Below are 23,397 nucleotides of genomic sequence, written 5' to 3'. Positions count from 1 at the left end.
ACTCCAGGAAGGGGATGCAGCGTGGTTGATGGTGCGATCAGACTAGCCGCCGCATCGGCTCATCAAGGTGACGGGAGGATGACAAAAACGTCATCAATGGCCGACGGCGGCCACGTAGAATGGCCGCCGGGGGAGCGCCGCAGGTTTTCTCGAGCGCTCCCGTCAGGCGTTTATTGCGCGCGCGAGCGCGGCCTTGCGGGCCGAATCGTGCGCAGGAGCGGCGAGCATCATGAGCATTCTGGTCATCGAAGACGATCCGAAAACCGGCGACTATCTGAAGAAGGGCCTGCGCGAGAACGGCTACGCGGTCGACCTCGCGCGCACCGGCACGGACGGCCTGCACCTGGCGCTCGGGCACGACTACGAACTCGTCGTGCTCGACGTGATGCTGCCCGGCATCGACGGTTGGGAAATCATGCGGGCGTTGCGCGCGCGACGCGATTTGCGGGTGATTTTCCTGACCGCGCGCGATCAGGTCAGCGACCGCATTCGCGGTCTCGAACTCGGCGCCGACGACTATCTGGTCAAGCCGTTCTCGTTTACCGAGCTGGTGCTGCGCATTCGCACGTTATTGCGCCGTGGCGTGATCCGCGAAAGCGACGTGTTCGAAGTCGCCGACTTGAAGCTCGACGTGTTGCGCCGCCGGGTCACGCGCGAAGGCGTCGACATTCCGCTGACCAACAAGGAGTTCATGCTGCTGCATCTGCTGGTGCGCCGCGAGGGCGAAGCGCTGTCGCGTTCGCAGATTGCATCGGAAGTGTGGGACATGAACTTCGATAGCGACACCAATGTGGTCGACGTGGCGATCAAGCGCTTGCGCGCGAAGGTCGATCACCCGTTCGAGAAGAAGCTGATTCACACGGTGCGCAGCATCGGCTACACGTTCGGCGACGGCGCATGAGACTCTGGACCGAACGCTCGCTGATCGCGCGCACCACGTTCCTGTTCGCGCTGATCGCCTGCGCGGTGATCGGTTCGCTCGGCGCGTATTTCTATCATTCCGCTGAAGTCGCGCTGCAACGCCGCGCCGATGTCGTGCTGAGCGGCCGCGTCGAGCATTTCAGCCGCATCGTGCACGACCTTTACTCGGTCAGCGAATTGAAAAAGCGTCCGCTGCTGTTCGAGACGATGCTCGGCGCGGAGGAGGACGTGCTGATCTTCCGCCGGCCCGGCGAAGCGCCGTTCGTCGACGTGAATCCGGGCGGACTCGCGGTGCCTGATCTGCCGGCCGCCCCGGCAGGCGATCCGCCGCGCGCCACCGACGTGCGTCGGACGCGCCTGCCCGACGGCGTGCCTGTGCATTGGGCGATTGCAACCGCGACAGCGCGCGAGGATGGCACCGAAGTCGAGGTGATCGCCGGCCATCCGATGACACATGAAATGCGCATGCTGGCCGAGTACCGCAACCGCATCGTGCTGGCGACGCTGACCGGCATGCTGGCCGCGACGCTGCTCGCTTACTGCGTGCTGCGCCGCGCGCTGCGCCCGGTGCGCGAGATCGCCACCCGCGCCGCGCAAATCAGCCCGACGAATCTGGCGGTGCGGCTCGACGATCGAGCGGCGCCGCTGGAACTGCGTCAACTCACGCATGCGTTCAACGCGATGCTCGATCGTCTCGCCGACGGCTATCAACGTCTGCAGCAGTTTTCCGCCGATCTCGCGCACGAAATCCGCACGCCGGTCGGCGCGCTGGTCGGCCAGACCCAGGTGGCGCTCGCGCAGCCGCGCGAACCCGACGAGTATCAGCAACTGCTCGAATCGAATCTGGAGGAGTTGAATCGCCTGAGCCATATCGCGGAGAACATTCTGTTTCTCGCGCATGCGGATCATGCGGCGTTGTCGATCGAGCGGCAGCCGGTCGATCTGCATGGCGAGCTCGTCAGAATCGCCGACTATTTCGAAGGCCTGGCCGACGAACGCGGCATGCGTTTCGAAGTCGACGCGGCAGGCATCGCATCGGCCAATCCGATGCTGTGCCGCCGCGCGATCAACAATCTGGTCGTCAATGCGGTGCGTTATGGCGCGGGCGACACGATCGTGCGCCTGCGCGGCGCGCAGGACCAGGCGGGCGCGCTGGTGACGGTCGAAAACGAGGGCGAGCCGATTCCGGCCGCGCAACTCGACCGGCTGTTCGATCGCTTCTATCGCGGCGACGCGGCGCGCAGCGCGTTCACGGAATCGAACGGACTCGGGCTCGCGATCGTGAAGGCGATCATGCATCTGCATGGCGGCAGCGCGCGCGTGGTGTGTCCGCAGCCGGGCGTCGTGCGTTTCGAGCTGCGCTTTCCGGGCGCGTGACTTGCTCGCGCATGAGGCCCGGCGTCGCTTCAGCCGACGCCGCCTATACTTTTCAAAGCGCTTTGAAAGGACCGTTCGCTGCCGAACTCACCAGGAGTCGCATCATGGTCAAGCTCGCTTTGTATGTCCGTCTGGAAGCCAGGCCCGGCAAGGAAAAGGAAGTCGAGGCGTTTCTGCTCGGCGGCCTGCCGCTCGTCGAGCAGGAACCGGCCACCGCCGCGTGGTTCGGTCTGAAGCTCGGTCCGTCGACGTACGCCATTTTCGATGCGTTCGACGACGAAGCCGGTCGCAACGCACATCTGAACGGCAAGGTCGCGGCCGCGTTGATGGAGAAGGCGGGCGAGCTATTCGCGTCGCCGCCGGGCATCGTCAAGCTGGATGTGCTGGCGGCCAAGCTGCCGGGCTGAGCGAGGTTGAGCGTCGAGCGTTGCGCCGGCGTGGCGAACGCCTGACGCCCTCGGCCGTTACTTCGCCGCCGCCTCCACGCCCGGCTGCGCGTCGTAGTGCGCGCGCTTTTCCTCGTACATCAGCAGGTCGGCGCGCTGCACGCCCGCTTCCAGCCGGTCGCCGCGCTGGCAGGTCGCCGCGCCCATCGAGAAGCTCAGCGGCGAGCCCGGATAGAACTGGTTGTTCATCTCGACCAGCTGGCGGATCGCGTCGATCATCGCCGCGCCGCCGCGCTCGTCGGTATCGGGCATCAGGATCGCAAATTCGTCGCCGCCGATCCGCGCCGCGTGGAACGGCGACTCCATCGCCTTCGCGAGCACTTCGCCGGCACGCCGCAGCAGCGCGTCGCCGGCCGCGTGGCCGAGCTGATCGTTCACGCGCTTCAGGCCGTTCAGGTCGGCCATGATGATCGTGACGGGCCACGGTCCCTTGCGTTCCAGCCGGTTGAGTTCGTCCACATAGAACGAGCGGTTGCGCAGCTTGGTCAGCACGTCGTGCTTGCCGAGGAATTCGAGGTAGGCCTCGGCTTTCTTGCGCGCGGTGATGTCGGTCAGCGCGACGAGCACGAGGTCCCAGTCCCGCTCGTGGCCGGGCAGCACCGAGAATTGCAGGTGGACGTGAACCTCGTTGCCGTCGAGTGAATAGTTGAGCACCTCGCGCTGCTGGAACAGCTTGTTGTCCCACAGGTCGATCAACTGTTCGCGGAAATGCGGGCGCATCTCGTCGCGGAACACGTCGGCGAGGCGCGCGAGCAGCGTCTTCTTGTCCTTCGCGCCGAACATCCCGAGCGTGTGGTGGTTGACGTCGAGCACATGGATTTCCGCCATGCAGCGTTCGACGAACTCGGGATGGACGTCGGTAAACACGCGGAAATCGTTGATGCCGGCCGCGCGCGCGCCGTCGAGCAGGCGTTTGACCGCGCTGAAATCCTCGACCCACAGCGACACCGGCGAATGTTCGAAGAGCCCGCGCGCGTATTCTTCCGCCTCCGCGACACGGCGCCGCGCGCCTTCGAGCTCGGTGATGTCTTCGGTCGACACCAGCACGCGGTCCCAGCGGTCCTCGTGACCGGGCAGCACCGCGCCCTTGAGCAGCACGTCGAGGCGGCGGCCGCCGAGCGTGTAGTTGACCGTGTGGCTCGTGAAGTTCGACTGTCCGGCCCAGAGCTGGCACAGCTCTTCGAGGTGCGTTTTCAGCATGTCATCGCGGAACACCGACGCGAGGTTGCTCGTCAGCGTGTCGAAATCGGCGGCCTCGAATTGCGCGAGCGTCTGGCGATTGACCTTGATCACGCGGATGCGGTGAGCGCATTCGGCGACGCGCTGCGGGGCTTCGGCGAAATGGGCGCGCAGATCGGTCACGCCCGCGGCTCGCCATTCGTCGAACAACGCGCGCACGCCGCTGAAATCTTCGAGCCACAGCGACACCGGCGCAAGTTCGAACATCCCGGAGTCGTCGTTGATGGGCGCGGAGCCGCTCGTGAGGGTATCCAGCATGAGGTTCTCGGGATCGGAAGTGCGGCTATTTTAGACAGGTTGGCGCCGGCCGAAAATGAAAGACGATTGGCCTGTCGTTTTTGCGCAGACGTGCCTGGCGAGTGACCGTGGTCCGCTATTTCTGATCGTCGCGTGCCGCGCGCGTGCCGATGTACTCGTATTCCTCGGTATTGAGCCGCGAAATGCGCAGTTCCACCGCGCTGCGATGATACGAGTACGCGATGCGCCGAATCTCGAGCAGCGGCGCGCCGACATCGACGCCAAGCTGCGCGCTTTCGAGCTCATTGGCGAGCGCAACGCTCACACGCTCATCGGTCTCGACCACGTTGATGCCGAAACCGTCCTGATAGAAGTTGTACAGCGTGTTCGGCCGGTTGCGCAGCTTGCTTTCGGTCAAACCGGGAAACAGCGCTTCGGGCACGGTGATATGTTCGATCAGCACGGTCTTGCCGTGCAGCGCGAGCCCGTTGACGAACTGCAGCACGCGCGCACCGGTCTCGATACCAAGCGCGACGGCCGCCTCGCGCGATGCTCGCGCCTTCTTGAACCCGATCAGCGTGACGACCGGGTAGGCCTTGTCGCCGTCGCGCCGCACGATGCGAAAGAAGCGGAAGAAGTGCCGGTCGCGCTGATGCATCGCCACGAAGGTGCCGAGCCCCTGATGACGGATCAGAATGTTCTCGACGCACAGTTCGTCGATGGCTTTGCGCAGTGTGCCGATCGACACGCCGAAGCGTTCGGCGAGGCGCTTTTCCGAAGGAATGCATTCGCCGCCTTTCCATTCGCCGGCCGCGAGCGCCGCGAGAATCGCGCTCTTGACCTCCTTGTACCGTGTGGCGCCCACGGCGGGCGCATTGATCGCGAGCGTGCTCATGAAAACCTCTGGAATACGCGAGTCGTAGCTCGCCTGCGTTGGACCTGCCCTGATTCTAAACGACCAGGTCATCTGAAACATCTGGATGAATCGTATGTTGTCGGCGATTCGCGACAGCGACCGGTCACCTCCCAGTCTTCTAACACATCTATATGACCTAGTTGACATTGAGTAAGTGGGCGCCTAGTATCGATTCACCGCGGCGCACCTGGCTGCGCTGTCCGGCGGCACCCTCACCGCATTCAAACTACGAATGGAGACGCTCATGAGCAATCCCACGGCAGACATCAACGACACCGCAGCGGGCGCGTCGGCGCCACGTAGAACGATTCACATCGTGCTGCACGAGGCGAAAGACACGGTCGGCGTGGCGGTGGTCGAGGGCATCAAGGCGGGCATGCAGCTCAACGCATGGATCATGGATGACGACGCAATCGTCACCGTGCCGGCGAAGCAGGACATTCCAATCGGTCACAAGGTCGCGCTGAAGGACATGGCCGTCGGCGACACGGTGTTCAAGTACGGCGTCGATATCGGCAAGGTGGTCGCGCCGATCAAGGCCGGCGAGCACGCGCACGTGCACAAGATCAAGACGAAGCGCTGGTAAGCAACGCGCGCAATTGCTGCCTGCTTTAACGCATACCGCTGGGCGGCATCCCGCTTCGCGGCATCGAGCCGCCCTCACTGGCATCAACCCGAACACGAGAGAGACACCATGAGCGTGATTGACCTGGATACCACTTTCCGCGGCTATCGTCGCGACAACGGCCGCGTGGGTGTACGCAACCACGTGATCATCCTGCCGGTCGACGATCTGTCCAATGCCGCGGCACAGGCGGTCGAACACAACATCAAGGGGACCATGGCGCTGCCGCATCCGTATGGGCGGCTGCAATTCGGCGCCGACCTCGAACTGCATTTCCGCACGCTGATCGGCGCGGGCAGCAATCCGAACGTCGCGGCGGTGGTCGTGATCGGTATCGAGGAGGGCTGGACCAAGCGTGTCGTCGACGGTATTGCGAAAACCGGCAAGCCGGTGATGGGCTTCGGCATCGAACTGCATGGCGATCACGACACGATCATGCGCGCGTCGAAGGCCGCGAAGGAAATGGTGCAGTATGCGACGTCGCTCGATCGCGAGGCGTGCCCGATCTCGGAGCTATGGGTGTCGACCAAGTGCGGCGAGTCGGACACCACGTCGGGCTGCGGCTCGAACCCGACCGTCGGCAATGCGTTCGACAAACTCTACGGCCTCGGCACCACGCTGGTGTTCGGCGAGACCTCGGAGCTCACGGGCGGCGAGCAGATCGTCGCCGCGCGCTGCGCGAACGACGGTGTGCGTGAGCGCTTCCAGTTCATGTTCGACCGCTACCAGGACATGATCAACCGCTGGAAAACCGACGACCTGTCCGAGTCGCAGCCGACCAAGGGCAATATCGCGGGCGGCCTGACGACGATCGAGGAAAAGGCGCTCGGCAACATCCAGAAGATCGGCAAGAAGTGCATGGTCGACGGCGTGCTCGACAAAGCCGAGGAGCCGACGCATTCGGGACTGTGGTTCATGGATTCGTCGTCGGCCGCGGCCGAGATGGTGACCTTGTGCGCGGCATCGGGCTTCGTCGTGCATTTCTTCCCGACGGGGCAGGGCAACGTGATCGGCAATCCGATCGTACCGGTCATCAAGATCTGCGCGAATCCGCGCACAGTCCGCACGATGGGCGAGCATATCGACGTGGATGTGACCGGCATTCTGCAGCGCGAGCAGAACCTCGACGAGAGCGGCGACAAACTGCTCCAGTGCATGATGGCCACGATCAACGGCCGTTTCACCGCGGCCGAAGCGCTCGGTCATCGCGAGTTCGTGTTGACGCGTCTGTTCGAAAGCGCCTGACGCGGGCGGCCCGGCCGCCGCAGCGAGCCGCACGGCTCGCGCGCCGCGGTCCCCACCTTCCCGGCGCATGCCGGCACGGAGAAGCGGCCAGGCATGCCCCCGTGACCGGCAGCTCATGCGGCAGTGGCGCCGGCTCGACATCTGGCAGCAGCGAGTGGAGGAGACACCATCTTGCGCGTGCTCAAACATCTCTACGTGCAGGTCCTGATCGGACTTGCGGCTGGCATTCTCGTCGGTCAATTCGCGCCCATGTTCGGCGTGCAGATGAAACCGCTCGGCGACACCTTCATTCGCCTCATCAAGATGCTGATCACGCTGGTGATCTTCTGCACGGTTTCCGTGGGCATCGCGCGCATGGAAAGCCTGAAGCAGGTGGGCCGCGTCGGCTTGAAGACGCTGCTGTACTTCGAGGTCGTCACCAGCATCGCGCTGGTGCTCGGACTCGTGGTCGCGAACCTGTTGCGTCCGGGCGCGGGACTCAATATCGATCCCGCATCGCTCGATCCTCATGCGCTCACGCATTACGTCGCCGATGCGCACTCGGTGTCGTCGAGCTTCATCGACATGATCGTGCCGAACTCGGTGGTCGGCGCGTTCGCGCGCGGCGATCTGCTGCAGGTGCTGCTGTTCTCGGTGCTGTTCGGCATCGCGCTGTCGATCATGTCGCAGCGCAGCCGGCTGCTGATGCGCGGCATTGAGCAATTCGGCGACACCTTGATGCGCATCGTCGAAATGATCATGCGGCTCGCGCCGCTCGGCGCGTTCGGCGCGATCGCGTTCACGGTCGGCAAATACGGCATCGGCACGCTGCAGCAACTCGGGCTGCTGATTCTGTGCTTCTACATCACGAGCATCCTGTTCATTGCGATCGTGCTCGGCGCGGCCGCGCGCTGGGCCGGCGTGGGCCTCTGGCCGCTGCTGAAGTACTTCCGCGAGGAACTGTTGATCGTGCTCGGCACCTCGACCACGGAGTCCGTCCTGCCGCGTCTGATGGAAAAGCTCGAGCGCCTGGGTTGTCCGCGCGCGATCGTCGGGCTCGTGTTGCCGACCGGCTACTCGTTCAATCTGGACGGCGCCGCGATCTATCTGACGATGACGTCGCTGTTCATCGCGCAGGCCACCAACACGCATCTGACGCTGATGCAGCAGCTCGGCTTGCTGGCGGTTCTGATGCTGACGTCGAAGGGCGGAGCGGGCGTGGCGGGCGCGGCGCTGGTCGCGTTGACCGCGACGCTGTCGACGCACAACATCATTCCGGTCGCGGGCATCACGCTGATTCTCGGCGTCGACCGCGTGCTCAACGAGATCCGCGCGCTGACCAATATGATCGGCAACGTCGTCGCGACGCTGGTGGTCGCGCGCTGGGAGCGCGCATTCGATGCAAGCGCCGCACGCGAATTCCTGGCCGCACCGCGCGAGGTGCAGGCGCAGGCATTGGCGCAGCCGGGGTTGTACGAATAGGCCGCGAAGTGAGCATCGCGTCGCAGCGGCATCGACAGCAGTGCCGGACTTGATGCTTCACCGCGGCAATGACAAAGTGATGCGCTGCCCACAATAGAACCAAGGAAAGGAATACCCGATGGCCCGACTGTTTCCCGACGCGCTCACTGCGCTTGCGATTCGCGCGTTGCGCCGCGCGGATGCGTTGCCGGCGGCCGCCGAATCGACGGCGCGCGCGCTCGTCTATGCCGACGTGCGCGGCCTGTCTTCGCACGGCGTATCGCGTCTGCCGATGTACTGCGCGCAATTGCGCAACGGCCGCGTCGATCCGGCCGCGCAAGCGCTCATCGTCGCGGATCGCGGCGCCGCCGTGTTGATCGACGGCGCTGACGGCCTCGCATATCCGGCCTGCGATCTGGCGGTCGCGACGCTCGCCGAACGCGCCCGGCAGTACGGCAGTGCAGTCGCTGGCATCTGCCGCAGCCATCATTTCGGCGTTGGCGCGGCGCATCTGGCCGCGCTCGGCGAAGCCGGCATGGTCGCGCTCGCGTTCAGCAATTCGCCAGCCGCGATGCCCGCCTGGGGCGGCCGCCGCGCGCTCTTCGGCACCAACCCGATCGCGGCCGTGTTCCCGCGCCGCAACGGCGCGCCGCTCGTCATCGACCTCGCGCTGTCGCAGATCGCGCGCGGCAAGATCGCGCTGGCCGCGCGCGACGGCAAGCCGATCCCCGAAGGCTGGGCGACCACGCGAGACGGTCTGCCGACCACCGATGCGCGCGCCGCGCTCGACGGCATGATGCTGCCGTTCGGCGGCGCGAAAGGCGCGATGCTGGCGCTGGTGGTCGAGTTGCTGGCCGCCGCGCTGACCGGCGCGAACTTCGGCTACGAAGCGGGCTCGTTCCTGACCGAGGAGGGCGAGCGCTCGCGCATCGGCCATCTGTTCTGGGCGATCGACCCGGGCGCATTGGCCGGCGACGACGCATATCTGTCGCGTGTCGAGGCGCTGATCGAGATGATGCTGATGGACGACGAGGTGCGCTTGCCCGGTTATCGAAGAGAGCAGCTTGCGCAAGCGGCATACGAAGACGGCGTCGACATTCCGGATGCGCTGATCGCGCAACTGGAGGGCCGCGCTTGAACAAGTCCTGGCGTACCCAACCGGCCTGATGCAACTGGACACGCGGAAGAAAGAAGCGCATAGCTGAAAGCGAGACCGAAACTATCGGTGCGTCGGATAGTTTCAGTCGCAAATCGCGATTTCCCTTGTGAGGCAGGCGCGAATACGATGATCGATATCGTATGGGCAGCGCGAATGACCCGCGCTTCGGCCCACCAGAAGCAGCGATGGAGATGGCCATGGAGCACCACGCCCGCACGCAGAACGAACGGCTCGATATCAAGACCACCACCTGCTACATGTGCGCGTGCCGCTGCGGCATCCGGGTGCATCTGCGCGACGGCGAGGTGCGCTATATCGACGGCAATCCGGAGCATCCGCTGAATCAGGGCGTCATTTGCGCGAAGGGTGCGTCCGGCATCATGAAGCAGTACTCGCCCGCGCGCCTCACGCAGCCGTTGATGCGCAAGGCCGGCGCGCAGCGCGGCAGCGCGCAGTTCGAACCGGTCTCGTGGGACACCGCGTTCGACGTGCTCGAAAAACGTCTCGCCGCGATCCGCTCGACCGATCCGAAGAAGTTCGCGCTGTTCACGGGCCGCGACCAGATGCAGGCGCTGACCGGCCTGTTCGCGAGGCAGTTCGGTACGCCCAACTATGCGGCGCACGGCGGCTTCTGCTCGTCGAACATGGCGGCCGGCATGATCTATACGATCGGCGGTTCGTTCTGGGAATTCGGCGGACCGGATCTCGACAGCGCGAAGCTGTTCTTCATGATCGGCACCGCGGAAGATCATCATTCGAATCCGCTTAAGATCGCGATTTCGAAGTTCAAGCGCGCGGGCGGCCGCTTCATCGCGATCAATCCGATCCGCACCGGCTACGCGGCGATCGCGGACGAATGGGTGCCGATCAAACCCGGCACCGACGGTGCGCTGTTCATGGCGTTCCTGCACGAACTGATCGCCGCCGACGCGTGGGATCACGAGTTCGTGCAGCGCTACACGAACGCGGCGGAGTTGGTCGATATCGACGAAGCGACCGAAAACTTCGGTTTGTTCGTGCGCGATCCCGAACGGGCCGAAGGCAATCCGCTGTTTCCGCAGAATCATCTATGGTGGGACCCGGCCAGCCAGCGCGCGGTGCCGCATCACACGAGCGGCGTGACGCCCGCGCTCGACGGCCGTTACACGCTCGCCAACGGCAAGCCGGTCATGCCGTCGTTCGCCTTGCTGCGCGAGCGAGTCGCCGCTTGCACGCCCGAATGGGCGGCGGAGATCACCGGCATCCCCGCCGATACGATCCGCCGCCTCGCCGGCGAAATGATCGAAACCGGCCGCCGGCACCGCATCACGCTGCCGATCCGCTGGACCGACGCGTGGGGCGAAACGCACGACACGGTAACGGGCAACCCGGTCGCCTTTCACGCGATGCGCGGGCTGGCCGCGCATTCGAACGGCTTTCAGTCGATCCGCGCGCTTGCCGTGCTGATGTCGCTGCTCGGCACGATCGACCGCCCCGGCGGCTTTCGCCACAAGTCGCCGTTTCCGCGTGCGGTACCGCCATCGGCGAAACCGCCGAACAGCCCTGACGCGGTGAAACCCAATACACCGCTCGCGACGGGCCCGCTCGGCTGGCCTGCCGCGCCGGAGGATCTGTTCGTCGACGAACACGGCGGCCCCGTGCGTATCGACAAGGCGTTCTCGTGGGAATATCCGCTCGCGGTGCATGGCGTCATGCACAGCGTGATCACCAACGCGTGGCGCGGCGATCCTTATCCGATCGACACGCTGATGATTTTCATGGCCAACATGGCGTGGAATTCGTCGATGAACACGATGAACGTGCGCGAGATGCTCGCCGACAGGCACGCGAACGGCGAGTACAAGATTCCGTTTCTCGTCGTATGCGACGCGTTCCAGTCGGAGATGACCGCATTCGCCGATCTGATCCTGCCGGACACGACTTACCTCGAACGTCACGACGCGATGTCGATGCTCGACCGGCCGATCTCCGAGTTCGACGGCCCCGTTGATTCCGTGCGTGTGCCGATCGTGCCGCCGACCGGCGAATGCAAGCCGTTCCAGGAAGTGCTGATCGAACTGGCGTCGCGCCTGAAGTTTCCCGCGTTCACCAATACCGATGGCGGCCGGCGCTTTCGCGACTACCCGGACTTCATCGTCAATCACACGACGTCGCCCGGTTCCGGCGTCGGCTTTCTGATCGGCTGGCGCGGCAAGGATGGCGACAAGGCACTGGTCGGCGAACCGAATCCGAAGCAGTGGGAGCAGTACGCGAACAACAACTGCGTGTTCCATTACCGCTTGCCCGAGACCTTGCAGTACATGCGCAACTGCAACGGACCGTATCTCGACTGGGCGGTCAAAAACGGCTTCCGCAAGTTCAGCGAGCCGATCCTGATCCAGCTTTACTCGGACGTGATGCAGAAGTTCAGGCTCGCCGCGCAAGGACGCACCAGCGGGCGACAGCCGCCCGAGCATCTGCGAGCGCGCGTCGACCGGTACTTCGATCCGCTGCCGTTCTGGTACGCGCCGCTCGAAAGCGCGGCGACGGATCTTGCGCAATTCCCGCTCGCCGCTGTTACACAACGGCCGATGGCGATGTACCACTCGTGGGATTCGCAGAACGCGTGGCTGCGGCAGATCCATGGTGAGAACTATCTGTATGTGAATCCGCGCACGGCGGCCGGAAACGGTATCGCGGATGGCGGCTGGATCTACGTCGAGTCGCAATGGGGCCGCGTGCGCTGCATGGCGCGCTACAGCGAGACCGTCGAACCGGGCACCGTATGGACGTGGAACGCGATCGGCAAAGCGGCGGGCGCATGGAATCTCGGCCCGGACGCGAACGAATCGCAGCGCGGCTTCCTGCTCAATCACCTGATCACCGACGAATTGCCGGGCCGCGACGACGCGCCCGCGCGCATGTCGAACTCCGATCCTGTGACGGGCCAGGCCGCCTGGTACGACGTGCGCGTACGCATCTATCCGGCCGAAGCCGACGCGCGGCACACGCTGCCGCAGTTCGATGCGATGCCCGGATTGCCCGGTGCGGTTGCACAGAAGAGTGTGGTGTCGCGCATCGTCCAGACCTATTTCGCGGGACGCGGCGAATTCGCGGCGCGCCTGCGCGGGACGTTGCGACGCGCCGAACCTGACGGCGACGATCGTTGAAGCCATGGCAAGGAGCCTGCAATGACCCAGATGGCGCTGGTGATCGATCTGAACGTATGCGTCGGATGCCAGGCGTGCGTGACGAGCTGCAAGGAGTGGAACACGTCGGGAGAATCGGGCAGCCTCGCCGATTTCAATCCGTACGACGCGGACCCGTCCGGCACGTTCTTCAACCGCGTGCAGAGTTTCGAAGCGGGCAGCTTCCCCGACACGGAGATGATCCATTTTCCGAAGTCGTGCCTGCATTGCGAGGACCCGCCCTGCGTGCCGGTATGTCCGACCGGCGCGAGCTACAAGCGCAAGGAAGACGGTCTCGTGCTGGTCGATTTCGATCGCTGTATCGGCTGCAAGTATTGCGCGTGGGCGTGCCCGTATGGCGCGCGCGAACTCGACGAAGCGCGCAAGGAGATGAGCAAGTGCACGCTGTGCGTCGATCGCATTCATGACGAGCATCTGTCCGAGCGCGATCGCAAGCCGGCCTGCGTGCTCGCGTGCCCGACATCGGCGCGGCTGTTCGGCGACATACACGATCCGGAGTCGGTGGTGTCGCAGGCGATCCGCGAGCGCGGCGGCTATCAGTTGATGCCGGAGTGGGGCACGCGTCCCGCCAATCACTATTTGCCGCGCGTGCCGACCACCGCCGCGGGTTGCGGCAGCGACGCATGCTCGTGCAAATCGTCGGGAACGACCACAGACGATGCGACGCACATGTCGGGCTCGCCCGACTCGCGACTCGAGGCGCAGCTCGCGCGTGGCGAAGTGCATCTCGCGTCGATCGCGACGCGCATCTGAACGACAACGAGGCCACACGATGAATCCGGCTTTTTCCGTAGTCTTCCTGACGACGCTGAGCGGCGCGGCGCAGGGGCTGTTGACCGCGCTCGTCGGCGTCGAGAGTGCGGCATGGTTGGGCGTCGTTGCGCAACCGGCCGCCGCTACCGCGTTCTATGTGAGCGGCGCGGCGCTCGCGGTGCTGCTGGGCGGTCTTGGTCTGATCGCGTCGTTCTTCCATCTCGGCCATCCGGAACGCGCGTGGCGCGCGATCGCGATGTGGCGCACGTCGTGGCTGTCGCGTGAGTGTTTGTGCCTGCCGGCGTTTCTCGCGTGCGCGTTCCTGTATGGCGTCGCGCACTGGCTCGGCTCGTCATGGTCGCTCGCGCTCGGCTGGCTCGGCGTGCTCGCTAGCGCCGCGCTGTTCGTCTGCACCGCGATGATCTACGCGTGCCTGCGTTTTCTCCAGGAGTGGGCGACGCCGCTGACGCTGGTGAACTTCGTGCTGCTCGGCTGCGCATCGGGCTCGACGCTCGCGACCGCATTGAGCGCATGGTTCGCGCCCGAGTTGACGTTGGGACTGGCGATCTGCGCGTGCGTGCTGACGCTCGCCGGCTGCGCGAGCCGCACGGCGTCGCTGCTGCGCAATGCACGCTTGCGGCCGAAATCGACGGTGCAGAGCGCGACGGGCATTCGCAATCCGAAGCTCGTGCAGGTGTCACGGGGCTTCACGGGCGGCGCGTTCAATCTGCGCGAGTTCTTTCACGGCAAATCGGCGCGCACGTTGCGTGGCGTCAAATGGGGCTTTCTCGCGGGTGCGTTCATCGTGCCGGTCGTGTTGATCGCGCTCGGCGCGGGACTACTTTCGCTTGGTGCGTCGTTCGGCTTGCTGGCTGCGGCTTGTCTCGTGCAGTATGCGGGACTCGTGGCGGAGCGCTGGTTTTTCTTCGCGGAGGCGAAGCATCCGCAGAATCTTTATTACGCGAGGGTGGGGTGAAGCATAGCCCCCGATGAGCGCGTCTGGCCGCGAGGCCACCGCGCTCCCAACCTCACACTACCCGCACGCCCCCACCTCCCCACATGCGGTGCAAAAATCGCAGCCGTCCTTGCGAATCACCGCATTCGCGCCGCACGAAGCGCATTTGCGTCCGAGCATCGTGTGCAGCCCTTGCGTGCCGTTAGGCTGCAGCAACGTGTCGGCGCTATCCGCGGGATTCGCACGGAGGCCGAAATCGGCGGACAGCGCCAGCTCGGTTTTCATTTGCCCGCGCGGCAAACGCGCGAGCATCCGCGACGCGACCTGATTGCCCTCGGCGTCGAGAAAGCCGCGTCGATACAGGATCTGCTGGATCGCGAACGCGAGCGCCGCCACTTCGGAATCGTGCCAGCGCGGCGCGCGATGACCGTCGAGCCGCTGCACGTCACCAAGCCGCACCTGGCCGCGATCCCACGACACCTTGCGCATGTCCTGCAGATTGCGCGCGACGAAGCCGCCGCGCGCGGCCAGCGACAGCGAACGCATCGTCGCAGTGATCCATTGCTGCGACTCGTCGCGCTGACCGACCGGAATGAAGAACTCGATAGGCCGCTCGATGGTGACGTCCTCGCCGCCGAGCCGCCCCGTCACCTCAATGAACGACACCGCGACATATAGCGACTTCTTGCCCGCCTGAGTCAGATACTCGACCTTCTCGATGATCGCCGGCAATTCGCCCCTGGGCCGATGATCGATCGCGATACGCAGCGGGTCCTGATCCATCTCGGCGAGCGTGTCGTCGGCCTGTGCGGACGACACGCTCAGCACCGCGCCGAGCGTGTCGTTCGGGCGATAGGTCGCAAGGCCCTTCAGCCCGCTTTTCCATGCATCGAAGTAGAGGCTTTCGAAAGCGTCGAACGGATAGTCGGCGGGCACGTTGACGGTCTTGGAGATCGACGTGTCGACGTACGGCTGCACGGCCGCCATCATGTCGAGATGGTCGCGCGCGGACATCTGCAGAGCGCTGACGAAATAGTCCGGTAGCCTGGTCACATCGCCGCCCAGCTCGCGATAAAGCCGGTACGCGTAGTCCTCGACGTCGAACGATTCACGGCCGCCGTCGGCCATCACCTTCATGCGCGTATAAGTCCACGAAAACGCCGGCTCGATGCCGTTCGACGCGTTGTCCGCGAACGCGAGGCTCACGGTGCCGGTCGGCGCGATCGACAGCAGATGGCTGTTGCGGATGCCGTCGCGGCGGATCGCCTGCTTGATGTCGTCGGGCAGACGCGACGCGAAGGTGCCGGCTTCCAGATAGCGCGCGGCGTCGAACAGCTCGAACGCGCCGCGCTCTTTCGCAAGTTCGACCGACGCGCGATATGCTTCGTCGCGCATCAACTGCGCGATGCGCACCGCGAAATCGCGGCCTTCCTGCGAGTTGTAGCGCAGGCCCATCATCACCAGCGTATCGCCGAGGCCGGTGAAGCCGACGCCGATGCGCCGCTTCGCGCGCGATTCGGCGTATTGCTCGGGCAGCGGCCACAGCGTGACGTCGAGCACGTCGTCGAGAAAGCGCACCTGCGTGCGGGTGCGGCGCGCGAGGCCGTCCCAGTCGAACGACGGCTGGCGCCCCTGCATCTGCGCGAACGGATCGACGACGAAGCGCGTCAGATTGAGCGGCCCGAGGTTGCAGCAGCCGTAGGCGGGCAGCGGCTGCTCGCCGCACGGATTGGTCGCGCGGATCGTTTCGACCGCGCGCAGATTGTTGTCCTCGTTCATCCGCGAGATGAACACGATGCCGGGTTCGGCGACGTCGTACGTCGAGCGCATGATGCGGTCCCAGATCGCGTGCGCCGGATGTTCGCTATAGACCCACAGGCCGTCTTCGCGCTGCCGCACGTCGCCGGCCGCGCGCAGCGCCGGTGACGGCTCGGCGCGATGGACCAGTTGCCATGGCTCGTCGTTCTCGACCGCGCGCATGAATTCGTCGGTGACGCCGACCGACACGTTGAAGTTGTTCCAACGTCCCTTCGAATGCTTGGCTTCGATGAATTCGAGCAGGTCCGGATGGTTGCAGTCGAGCACCGCCATCTGCGCGCCGCGTCGCGAGCCCGCGCTTTCGACGGTGCGGCACGATGCGTCGAACACGTCCATGTAGCTGCACGGACCCGAGGCGGCCGAGCTGGTCGTGTGAACCCGCGCGCCCTTCGGCCGGATCGCGGAGAAGTTGTAGCCGACGCCGCCGCCGCGGCGCATCGTTTCGGCCGCCTGGAGCAGGGCCACGTAGATGCCCGGCAAACCCTGTTCGTCGACGCCCTGGATCGAATCGCCGACCGGCTGCACGAAGCAGTTGATCAGCGTCGCGGCGATGCCGCTGCCCGCCGCGCTCATGATGCGGCCCGCGCCGAGCGCGCCGTGGCGCATGTTGTCGACGAACTGTTCCTCGACCGACGCGCGCAACTCGGGCGGCTCGGCCTCGGCAACGCCGCGCGCGACGCGTCGATACACGTCGTCGGCGGATTGCTCATCGCCTTTCGCATACTTTTCGAGCAGCACGTCGAGCGAGAATTGCGGCGGCGGGATCAGCGAAGCGGGAGCAGCGGAGGAAGCGGGAGGCGTGGAAGCGGCGGTGGCCGCGCGGGTTTGCGGCGTGTCTTCTGCCATGATCGGCCCTCAAACGGCGTCGCGGCGGGCGCGGCGCGGTGGTGGAAGGCGCGCAGCCGACGCCGGATAGCGAGCCGGCGGTCGGGCGAGCGCAACGAATCCACCTTAACGCACGAGGCGCGGGGCGGCAACCGGGGGCGGTGCCGGCGCGGCGGCGCATCATGCGATGCCGCGTCGGCCGGGCACACTGTCGTTGAGGGCGCGTGGGCAGTAGGGAGATCGACCGCGAGGGCAACGGGTTGAAACTCGCGCTCCGGCCGCGGTACTCGGGAACGTTCCGTGCGTCAGGCCGCTTCGAGCAGCGGTTCGAGAATTTCCGCGCAGATCATCGCGGACGCATTCGACGGCGCCGGGCGCTCGGCCGGCTTGAACACCGGGTCACCGCGGCGGATCTTGCGGCGCGACACCGCGCAGGTGCCGGACGAATGCGCCGAGCGGCGGCGCCAGCGCTGCTCACCGTAGTGGCAGCGGCCCGGCTCGACCCAGCGGATCACCAGCGTCGTGTCGGAACTCTCGAGAATTTCGATGCGTACGCCATTGCTACCGTCGAGGGGGATGGACTCCAGGGTCATCATCGACTCCGTATTGTGGAGTGCCGAATTTAGTCCCGTGCGCGCCGGATAGCCATTGTGTCATCGTTGAAACACCGTTCCGGAATTAGCAATAATCACACTTGACATTTGCGACTGGCTGAAACGACGGGCGTTGCAAGCGGTTTTTATGTGCTTTTTTAATAATGCCTATTTTTGCAACGCTGTGTTGCCTGTGGCGCGACTAGGAGAGCGGCCGGGAAAAGGGCGGCAACGCTTCCTTTAAGATGTTGGGTGTCGGGCGGCAAACCGAGCCGTCAGTGTAGCGGGTTTGAATTTTTCAGGTCGGCTCGCGCGCACACCGTTCAAAAACACCAGAGTTCACATGATTCCACGCCCTCCCGCCGTACCGCCCAACTCTCCCGAAGCGTCGTCCGTCGCCGCGGAGCGCCAGAAAAAGCAGCGGGCCGCGTCGGTCGTGCTCTACATCGGGCTCGTGCTGCTCGCATTGTGGGTGGTGCGCGATTTCATCGTGGTAGTGGCGTGGGCGGCGGTCGTCGCGATTGCGCTGTGGCCGCTGCTGCACAAGGTGGCGAGCAGCCAGTGGTTCAGGGGGCGCACGACCTTGCTCGCGACCGTCTTCACGCTCGTGATCGCCGTGCTGGTGCTGCTGCCGGTCGGGCTCGGCATCGCGCAGGCGCTGCGCGAGGCGCACGAGCTGAACGACTGGTTCCGCAGCGTGCAGGAAAACGGCATTCCGCTGCCGGACTTCATCAACCGTCTGCCGTTCGGCGTGCAGCAGATCAGCTCGTGGTGGCAGGCCAATCTCGCTCAGCCACTGCGCGGTTCGGCGGCGATGAAAGGCTTGCACAGCGAAACGGTGATGACGCTTGGCCGGCATTTCGGCGCCCGCGCCGCGCATGCGGCAATGGTGTTCGCGTTCATGCTGATCACGCTGTTCGTGATTTTTCAGGCGGGGCCGCGCCTGTCCGGTTCGTTGCTGAAGGCCGCGCGACGCGGTTTCGGCGATAGCGGCGCGGACCTCGTCGCGCACATGGGGACCGCGGTGCGCGGCACCGTGTCGGGCTTGATCGTGGTCGGCGTCGGCGAGGGCCTGCTGCTTGGCGTCGCGTACTTCGTGACCGGCGTGCCGCATGCGGCGCTGCTCGGCTTCGTCACGGCGATCGCCGCGATGCTGCCGTTCTGCGCGCCGATCGTGTTCGGTCTCGCGGCGCTGTGGCTGCTCGTGCAGGGCTCGATGGTCGCGGCGGCCGGGCTGCTGATATTCGGCGCGGTCGTCGTGTTCGTCGCCGAGCACTTCGTGCGGCCGGTGCTGATCGGCAATTCGACGCGCCTGCCGTTTCTCCTTGTGCTGTTCGGTATTCTCGGCGGCGCCGAGACGTTCGGGCTGCTGGGGATTTTCATCGGCCCCGCGTTGATGACGGTGCTGATGGTACTGTGGACCGATCTCGTGGAGTAGCGCCGGCTCAAGGCCGTTGATTCGACGGATGCTCCTGCGCCGGCGGCTTCACGCAGCCGAGCGTGTATTTGAGCGCGGCGGGCAACAGCGCGCTCCACACGTCCCATGTGTGGCCGCCGTCGATGATCCGCAGCGCAGCCGGATTGCCCGCGAGCCGCAGATGCGTGTACAGCAGCGACGCGTCGGCCTGGATGTCGAGGTCGTCGTCGCCGGATGCGATGAACATCGGCAGACGATACGGCTGGCTCATATAGCGGTCCCACTGCGCCGGATAGTTGAGCTCGCGCCAGATGCGCGGATCGAACTGGTGCTCGCCGAACACGCCGACCCGCCGCGCCGCCGACGCGCGCGGCGGCTCGTTCGCGTAGATCGCGGGACTCAGCAGCAGCGCGCCGCAAAACATCTCGGGCTGCGTCAGCGCGTAGCGCAGCGCGCCGAAGCCGCCCATCGACACGCCGCCGATCATCCGGCCGCCGCGCTGCGTCGCGACCGCGTAGTGCGTTTCGATCTCGGGCAGCAGATCGCCGAAGAACGCGCTCTCCATCTTTTCTTTGCGGTCGACGTACCAGTCCGTGCCGCCTTGCGGCATCACGATCACGACCGGCGCGATCTCCTTGCGCTCGATCAGCGTGTCGGCGGCGCTCTGTAGATGACCTTGCGTGAGCCAGTCGTTGGCGTCGCCGTTATTGCCGTGCAGCAGGTAGAGCACCGGCAGGCGCGGACCGTCCGCGCGATAGCCTGCCGGCAGGTAGATCGTGTAGCTCCAGTCGCGGCCGAGCGCATCGGAATGGAAGCTGCGGCTCGCGACCGTGCTCGCGAACGCGGGCGCGCCGACGGCGGAGGCAAGCAGTGCGAGGGCGAAACAGAGGAATCGACGCATGTCAGTGAGGATGGCCGGCTGGCGCGGGATTCGCGCGCGGCCGTCATCCTATCAGCATTGGCGCCAGATTTGAGATGGAACGTGGCGGCAGACGGACGGCGCTTTATGCGCGCAAAGTTCTTCAGCTTGAGGTCCGCAGCCGCCCGTCGACGAACCGCCCGACGAAGCGCTTCAGCGGCTCCACGCCGAGCGCGACGGCGAACAGCGCGCCGACTGCGGCGGCGTCGGCGAGCAGGCCGAGCGGATAGTTCAGGTAACCATCCGTCGCCGCGTAGAGCACCGAGTCGATCACCAGCGAAATCACCGCGCCGGCAATGAAGCACAGCAGCCCCTGACGGCCGATCAAGCCGACCCACGGCAGCCGCCGCGCGACCTTCTTCGCCCAGCCGAGCTCGATCAGATTGGCGACGAACCATGCAATCGCGAGGAAGTTGCCCGCGCGCAGGTAGGACAGGTTCTCCTTGAAGCTTGCGGCAAGCGGCGCATGCAGCAGCACGAGCTTGTAGTACGCGGCGCCTACGACCACCGCGAACGCCAGCACGCTGACGAGCCAGCCGGATCGATGCGCGCTGGTCCGCTGATACACCGGCTGGCAGCGTGCGAGCACGCCGAGCACGAACATTAGTTGCCACGCGAACGGGTTGAAGTCCCAGTGCATGTCGGGCGCGGCGGGCAAGTACTTGCTGATCGCCGGCGCGCCAGCCCACAGTGCGACGCTGCCGACGACCAGCAGCCATGGCTTGCTGCGCGCGAGCGGCAGGATTGCGGGCACCAGCAGCGCGAAGAACGCGTACATCGGCAGCACCGACGCGAGGTACGGCTGGCGGCGCAGCAGCACGATGTCGCGCAGCGCGGCGAGCGGCGTGTCGATCAGGTCGTCGAGATCGGTCGTGGCGAGATTCGGCCCGTCGATGCTGAATGCGGTGAGCACCGCGCTGACCAGCAGCATCAGCCCGGCGGTGACGAGAAACGCCCGATAGATCTCGAACGAGCGGCGCACGAAGCGGCCGCGCGCGATCGTCTCGTTACGCCGCTCGGCGAGCGTTGCATAGGCGGTGGCGGTCGCGAAGCCGCCGAGGAACACGAACACTTCGGCGGCATCGCACAGCGCGTACGCATGCAGCGTCACGCGCGACAGAATGCTGCCGCCGATGTGATCGACCACGATGATCAGCAGAACCAGTCCGCGGAAAAAGTCCAGCTCGATCAGGCGGGAGGAGGGCTTGTCAGGCATTGTTCGAGTCAAAAGCAGCCCCGTGCGACGGCGCGCTGATCCAGCGCGGCGGGCGTCTCACAAGGCTTTTTAATATGGGATTGGGTGCTGCGGCGGGAAGGCGATCCGGGTTGGCGTCGCCTGTGGTCCGCGTCGCCGACTTCGGCCGCCTTTTCGAGGCGGCGCGTCAGCGGGCTGTAAAGGTGACCTTCGCTGCGGCATCGAGTTCCGTTGCATGGCAGCAGAGGCACGGGATTATATTTCTTTTCATGACAATGACGCAGCGAGATCGGCAGCAGCAGCTGCCGTTTACCTGAACCGACCTTACGAAAAAAGAGGAAACAACGCGCAGTGGAGAATTAGCAACATTCCCGATACTTGGCGCATCCACTCATGGACGGCCGGACGATGTCGTGTGAGGATTTCTGGAAAGCGCAGCCATTGGAGCAGTCCTCAGAACTGCTGGGAAAATGACGAGAATAAAGAGCAAAAAGAACAAAGCGGCCGGATCGAGTTGTCCCATCACTCGAGGTGCAGGGAGATCATCATGAACAAGCAAGTGTTCGCGCTGGCTGTCTCCGTTGCTGCGTCTTCCGTTCTTGCCGTGCCTGCCGTCGCGCAGACTAGCGTCACGCTGTATGGCGTGATCGACGAAGGCATCAACTACACGAACAATGTCGGCCACGGCCATGTTTATGAACTCGCCAGCGGGCTTGCACAGGGGAGCCGCTGGGGCCTGAAGGGCTCCGAGGATCTCGGTGGTGGACTGAAGGCGATCTTCCAGCTCGAGAATGGTTTCGATCTGAATTCCGGCCGGCTCGGGCAGGGCGGCCGCCTGTTCGGCCGTCAGGCTTTCGTCGGACTCAGTTCGCAGGCGTACGGCACGCTAACGTTTGGCCGACAATATGATTCCGTCGTCGATTACCTGGCGCAGACCACGGCCAACGGCAATTGGGGCGGCGAGCTGTTCTCGCATCCGTTCGACAACGACAACACCGACAACACGTTTCGCCTGAACAACACCGTCAAGTACGCGAGCCCGTCGATCTCGGGCTTCCAGTTCGGCGGCACCTACAGCTTCAGCAACGACACGGGCTTCGCCAACAATCGCGCGTACAGCTTCGGCGGCCAGTACGCGTATGGCGGGCTGCTGGTCGCGGCGGCATATCTGCAGGCCGACAATCCGGGCGGCAGCGCGAACGGCGCGGTCGCCACCAACGACGCGGGCTTCGTCGCGACGCGCATGCGCGTGTTCGGCGGCGGCATCACCTATACGTTCGGACCGGCGACGGCGGGTTTCGTCTACAGCAACTCGAACTATCTGGAGCCGACCGCAAACGGCTATCTCGGCATCGAGCCGCCGGTGCCGCTCGTGCCCGTCACGCCGCCGGGCGTGCTGCTGAACTCGCTCAAGTATCAGAACTTCGAGATCAACGGCAAGTATCAGATTTCGCCGGTGCTGTTCGTCGGCGCGCAGTACGTGTACACGATGGAAACCTACGACGCATCGAACGGCGGCGTGAAGCCGCGCATCCATACGTTCGGGCTGATGGCCGACTACAACCTGTCCAAGCGCACCGACCTCTATCTGCAGGGCGCGTATCAACAGGTCGCCGGCGATTCCACACTGTCGGTCCTCGACTTCGCATTCATCCCCGGCACGCAGTCGCCGTCGTCGACGTCGAAACAGGTCGTCGTGCGCGCGGCGATCCGGCATAAGTTCTAGTTCGCTGCTGTCAAACGCGGATCGGCCAGCCTTCGGATTTCGAAGGCTGGCTTTTTTGCGCCCTCCGGCGCGCCGCATGACTATTCAAGTTCCCCTCGCGTCTGCCGATAAGTCGAATGTCAACGAGTCTGAACGTGCCGCGCTGAAGCGGCGACGTGTGCGTCGTTGATGTGCCCAAACACGTGCCGTCGTAACGCGGAAATACGGCTCGTAACGTCTGTATCAGAGTGTGTGGCGCGGGACGTTTTTATTAAACGGCACTTTAGAATTCCGCGAGAAATTTGATCGGCAAGCAGGCACGGAATGAGCGCCGTACGAGGCAGCTTCGCCGTGTCGCCGGGAAGGCCGCGCGGCCAAAGATCGCGCGCCTTGTCAGCGGCATCGGCGTATCCGGCTTGCGCAT

Annotated in this window: 18 protein-coding genes; 12 read left to right on the top strand and 6 right to left on the bottom strand. The window is 64.9% G+C overall.

Going from position 1 to position 23,397, the window contains the following annotated elements:
• Positions 1-229 precede the first annotated feature (229 nt).
• The 3 genes from ACLFKU_RS17630 to ACLFKU_RS17620 all read left to right on the top strand — a co-directional run bounded on the left by ACLFKU_RS17630 (position 230) and on the right by ACLFKU_RS17620 (position 2,705).
• Positions 230-901: a heavy metal response regulator transcription factor gene (locus ACLFKU_RS17630; protein ID WP_176123114.1), complete on the top strand. Its 672-nt coding sequence runs from the start codon at positions 230-232 to the stop codon at positions 899-901.
• Complete coding sequence (locus tag ACLFKU_RS17625; protein WP_410849908.1) at positions 898-2,298, top strand: heavy metal sensor histidine kinase; 1,401 nt, start codon at positions 898-900, stop codon at positions 2,296-2,298. The genes ACLFKU_RS17630 and ACLFKU_RS17625 overlap by 4 nt, the downstream gene beginning before the upstream one ends.
• Before the next feature lie 104 nt (positions 2,299-2,402).
• Entirely contained in the window at positions 2,403-2,705 is a 303-nt protein-coding gene (locus tag ACLFKU_RS17620; protein ID WP_368585359.1) for a putative quinol monooxygenase, read from the top strand.
• A 57-nt stretch (positions 2,706-2,762) separates the two neighbouring features.
• Here the strand turns inward: ACLFKU_RS17620 and ACLFKU_RS17615 are convergent, their stop codons facing one another.
• Together ACLFKU_RS17615 and ACLFKU_RS17610 are read right to left on the bottom strand one after the other, a co-directional pair.
• A complete protein-coding gene (locus tag ACLFKU_RS17615) occupies positions 2,763-4,241 on the bottom strand; it encodes a diguanylate cyclase domain-containing protein (protein ID WP_410849907.1) in 1,479 nt (492 codons plus the stop codon).
• Positions 4,242-4,356: 115 nt separating this feature from the next.
• Complete coding sequence (locus ACLFKU_RS17610; protein ID WP_410849906.1) at positions 4,357-5,115, bottom strand: GntR family transcriptional regulator; 759 nt, start codon at positions 5,113-5,115, stop codon at positions 4,357-4,359.
• A 265-nt stretch (positions 5,116-5,380) separates the two neighbouring features.
• Between ACLFKU_RS17610 and ACLFKU_RS17605 the strand changes: the two genes are divergently transcribed.
• The 7 genes from ACLFKU_RS17605 to ACLFKU_RS17575 all read left to right on the top strand — a co-directional run bounded on the left by ACLFKU_RS17605 (position 5,381) and on the right by ACLFKU_RS17575 (position 14,522).
• On the top strand, positions 5,381-5,722 hold the full coding sequence (locus ACLFKU_RS17605) for a UxaA family hydrolase (RefSeq protein ID WP_410849905.1): 342 nt from the start codon (positions 5,381-5,383) through the stop codon (positions 5,720-5,722).
• A 108-nt stretch (positions 5,723-5,830) separates the two neighbouring features.
• Entirely contained in the window at positions 5,831-7,006 is a 1,176-nt protein-coding gene (locus tag ACLFKU_RS17600; RefSeq protein WP_410849904.1) for a UxaA family hydrolase, read from the top strand.
• Positions 7,007-7,177: 171 nt separating this feature from the next.
• The gene (gene dctA, locus ACLFKU_RS17595; protein WP_410849903.1) at positions 7,178-8,467 is read left to right on the top strand and encodes a C4-dicarboxylate transporter DctA; all 1,290 of its coding nucleotides are present in this window, start codon (positions 7,178-7,180) and stop codon (positions 8,465-8,467) included.
• A gap of 118 nt (positions 8,468-8,585) precedes the next feature.
• The gene (locus ACLFKU_RS17590; protein ID WP_410849902.1) at positions 8,586-9,584 is read left to right on the top strand and encodes an Ldh family oxidoreductase; all 999 of its coding nucleotides are present in this window, start codon (positions 8,586-8,588) and stop codon (positions 9,582-9,584) included.
• 218 nt (positions 9,585-9,802) lie between these two features.
• Entirely contained in the window at positions 9,803-12,754 is a 2,952-nt protein-coding gene (locus ACLFKU_RS17585; RefSeq protein WP_410849901.1) for a molybdopterin-dependent oxidoreductase, read from the top strand.
• A 21-nt stretch (positions 12,755-12,775) separates the two neighbouring features.
• Positions 12,776-13,546, top strand: coding sequence for a 4Fe-4S dicluster domain-containing protein (locus ACLFKU_RS17580; protein WP_410849900.1), 771 nt, complete (start codon positions 12,776-12,778; stop codon positions 13,544-13,546).
• A 19-nt stretch (positions 13,547-13,565) separates the two neighbouring features.
• On the top strand, positions 13,566-14,522 hold the full coding sequence (locus tag ACLFKU_RS17575; RefSeq protein ID WP_410849899.1) for a dimethyl sulfoxide reductase anchor subunit family protein: 957 nt from the start codon (positions 13,566-13,568) through the stop codon (positions 14,520-14,522).
• 57 nt (positions 14,523-14,579) lie between these two features.
• On the opposite strand, the gene ACLFKU_RS17570 is transcribed toward ACLFKU_RS17575, so the two are convergent.
• Positions 14,580-17,165: an adenosylcobalamin-dependent ribonucleoside-diphosphate reductase gene (locus tag ACLFKU_RS17570; RefSeq protein ID WP_410849898.1), complete on the bottom strand. Its 2,586-nt coding sequence runs from the start codon at positions 17,163-17,165 to the stop codon at positions 14,580-14,582.
• 284 nt (positions 17,166-17,449) lie between these two features.
• Positions 17,450-17,737, bottom strand: coding sequence for a DUF3331 domain-containing protein (locus tag ACLFKU_RS17565; RefSeq protein WP_013091570.1), 288 nt, complete (start codon positions 17,735-17,737; stop codon positions 17,450-17,452).
• 343 nt (positions 17,738-18,080) lie between these two features.
• On the opposite strand from ACLFKU_RS17565, the gene ACLFKU_RS17560 reads away from it, so the two are divergent.
• A complete protein-coding gene (locus ACLFKU_RS17560; protein WP_368585368.1) occupies positions 18,081-19,175 on the top strand; it encodes an AI-2E family transporter in 1,095 nt (364 codons plus the stop codon).
• Positions 19,176-19,182: 7 nt separating this feature from the next.
• Here the strand turns inward: ACLFKU_RS17560 and ACLFKU_RS17555 are convergent, their stop codons facing one another.
• Together ACLFKU_RS17555 and ACLFKU_RS17550 are read right to left on the bottom strand one after the other, a co-directional pair.
• Positions 19,183-20,055: an alpha/beta hydrolase gene (locus tag ACLFKU_RS17555; RefSeq protein WP_410849897.1), complete on the bottom strand. Its 873-nt coding sequence runs from the start codon at positions 20,053-20,055 to the stop codon at positions 19,183-19,185.
• Between the two features lie 121 nt (positions 20,056-20,176).
• Positions 20,177-21,289 (bottom strand): OpgC domain-containing protein, encoded by a 1,113-nt coding sequence (locus ACLFKU_RS17550; protein ID WP_410849896.1) that lies wholly within the window; start codon positions 21,287-21,289, stop codon positions 20,177-20,179.
• A gap of 526 nt (positions 21,290-21,815) precedes the next feature.
• On the opposite strand from ACLFKU_RS17550, the gene ACLFKU_RS17545 reads away from it, so the two are divergent.
• A complete protein-coding gene (locus ACLFKU_RS17545; protein ID WP_368586834.1) occupies positions 21,816-22,994 on the top strand; it encodes a porin in 1,179 nt (392 codons plus the stop codon).
• The last annotated feature ends 403 nt before the right edge of the window (positions 22,995-23,397 follow it).

It is taken from the genome of Paraburkholderia sp. EG304 (assembly GCF_046543485.1).
Taxonomy (GTDB): domain Bacteria; phylum Pseudomonadota; class Gammaproteobacteria; order Burkholderiales; family Burkholderiaceae; genus Paraburkholderia; species Paraburkholderia youngii.
Note: the sequence above shows the minus strand (reverse complement) of the source record. Positions and strands in the feature narration are given on the sequence as shown.

Coding starts and splice junctions, on each gene's coding strand:
- ACLFKU_RS17565 (WP_013091570.1), bottom strand. CDS start 17,737: ATGACCCTGGAGTCCATCCCCCTCGACGGTAGCAATGGCGTACGCATC.
- ACLFKU_RS17615 (WP_410849907.1), bottom strand. CDS start 4,241: ATGCTGGATACCCTCACGAGCGGCTCCGCGCCCATCAACGACGACTCC.
- ACLFKU_RS17620 (WP_368585359.1), top strand. CDS start 2,403: ATGGTCAAGCTCGCTTTGTATGTCCGTCTGGAAGCCAGGCCCGGCAAG.
- ACLFKU_RS17625 (WP_410849908.1), top strand. CDS start 898: ATGAGACTCTGGACCGAACGCTCGCTGATCGCGCGCACCACGTTCCTG.
- ACLFKU_RS17600 (WP_410849904.1), top strand. CDS start 5,831: ATGAGCGTGATTGACCTGGATACCACTTTCCGCGGCTATCGTCGCGAC.
- ACLFKU_RS17590 (WP_410849902.1), top strand. CDS start 8,586: ATGGCCCGACTGTTTCCCGACGCGCTCACTGCGCTTGCGATTCGCGCG.
- ACLFKU_RS17585 (WP_410849901.1), top strand. CDS start 9,803: ATGGAGCACCACGCCCGCACGCAGAACGAACGGCTCGATATCAAGACC.
- ACLFKU_RS17545 (WP_368586834.1), top strand. CDS start 21,816: ATGAACAAGCAAGTGTTCGCGCTGGCTGTCTCCGTTGCTGCGTCTTCC.
- ACLFKU_RS17570 (WP_410849898.1), bottom strand. CDS start 17,165: ATGGCAGAAGACACGCCGCAAACCCGCGCGGCCACCGCCGCTTCCACG.
- ACLFKU_RS17560 (WP_368585368.1), top strand. CDS start 18,081: ATGATTCCACGCCCTCCCGCCGTACCGCCCAACTCTCCCGAAGCGTCG.
- ACLFKU_RS17575 (WP_410849899.1), top strand. CDS start 13,566: ATGAATCCGGCTTTTTCCGTAGTCTTCCTGACGACGCTGAGCGGCGCG.
- ACLFKU_RS17550 (WP_410849896.1), bottom strand. CDS start 21,289: ATGCCTGACAAGCCCTCCTCCCGCCTGATCGAGCTGGACTTTTTCCGC.
- ACLFKU_RS17610 (WP_410849906.1), bottom strand. CDS start 5,115: ATGAGCACGCTCGCGATCAATGCGCCCGCCGTGGGCGCCACACGGTAC.
- ACLFKU_RS17605 (WP_410849905.1), top strand. CDS start 5,381: ATGAGCAATCCCACGGCAGACATCAACGACACCGCAGCGGGCGCGTCG.
- ACLFKU_RS17630 (WP_176123114.1), top strand. CDS start 230: ATGAGCATTCTGGTCATCGAAGACGATCCGAAAACCGGCGACTATCTG.
- ACLFKU_RS17555 (WP_410849897.1), bottom strand. CDS start 20,055: ATGCGTCGATTCCTCTGTTTCGCCCTCGCACTGCTTGCCTCCGCCGTC.
- ACLFKU_RS17580 (WP_410849900.1), top strand. CDS start 12,776: ATGACCCAGATGGCGCTGGTGATCGATCTGAACGTATGCGTCGGATGC.